The organism is Sulfitobacter sp. F26169L, assembly GCF_026410285.1.
GTDB lineage: Bacteria > Pseudomonadota > Alphaproteobacteria > Rhodobacterales > Rhodobacteraceae > Sulfitobacter.
Map to the genome: position 1 here is coordinate 1 of NZ_JAPMLP010000026.1, position 1,258 is coordinate 1,258.

The following is a 1,258-nucleotide window of genomic DNA, read 5'->3' on the forward strand; positions in this document are numbered from 1 at the left end:
AGAGGTGGTCGCAAGGTTTCGTACCGGTAGTTAAGGTGGATCAACTTGTGAAAGAAGTTATCCCAAATGACGAAACGAAAGAACCATTCGCCTGATTTCAAAGCCAAGGTTGCGCTTGAAGCAATCCGCGAGGAGATGTCGATGGCAGAGCTGTCCAAGAAATATGGCGTTCACCCGACTCGGATTGGAACTTGGAAACGCGCGGCGATAGAAAACATGGCAGCGGCATTTCCGCGCCGAGGGTCCGCCCCTGAGCAAGTGAGCATTGCGGACGTCGACAAGCTGCATTCTAAGATCGGCCAGCTGGTGGTGGAACGGGATTTTTTGGCCGATGCCTCGCAGCAACTGTTCGGGACGCGAGGCAAAAAATGGTGAGCAAGGACCACAAACTGAGTGCGCGCCGTCAATGCAACCTGCTGACCCTGTCCCGATCCCACTTGTACTATGAACCAAGGTCGAGAGCGCTGAAAACCTACGGTTCATGGAAAACATTGATAAGCAATTCCTCGAAACGCCATGGTACGGGTCACGTCAAATGGCGCGCTGCATGCAGCGCACCAGCCACAAATACGGGCGGCATTGGGTGCGCCGTCTAATGCGGCTTATACGTTTAGTCCCGATCTATCAGGAACCCAACACCAGCACGAAACATCCGCAGCACAAGATCTGGCCCTATCTGCTGCGGAACATGGTGATTGATCGGCCCAACCAAGTCTGGTGCGCTGACATAACCTATATCCCAATGCGACGCGGCTTCCTGTACCTCGTCGCCATCATGGATTGGTACAGTCGCAAAGTCCTGGTTTGGCGGCTATCGAACAGTATGGACGCAGACTTCTGCGTTGAGGCCTTGAAGGAAGCTTTGGCCAGGTATGGTAAGCCGGAAATATTCAATACGGATCAAGGCAGTCAATTTACCAGTGGTACATGGATCGACGTGCTCATGGGTGCAAAGATCAAGATAAGCATGGATGGCAAAGGCGCGTGGCGTGACAATCGCATGATTGAACGTCTATGGCGGTCGCTGAAGTATGAATGCGTCTATCTGAATGCTTCTGAGACATGTTCTGAAATGCGGGCTGGGATCGGCAAATGGCTGACCTGCTACATCCCTGCGCGACCGCACTCGACCCACGGCACCTTGACCCCTGATGAGGCCTATGTCAGCAAAACAGAACCAATGAGAGTAGCAGCATAAACTTAACCCTGATCCATCTTAACAAGGCTGCAAACGGGTCGAAATTCTAGGACCACCTCT

1 pseudogene is annotated in these 1,258 nt (G+C 52.7%); it reads left to right on the forward strand.

Going from position 1 to position 1,258, the window contains the following annotated elements:
* Positions 1-66: 66 nt before the first annotated feature.
* A pseudogene (locus tag OS189_RS18615) lies at positions 67-1,198 on the forward strand (IS3 family transposase).
* Positions 1,199-1,258: the final 60 nt, after the last annotated feature.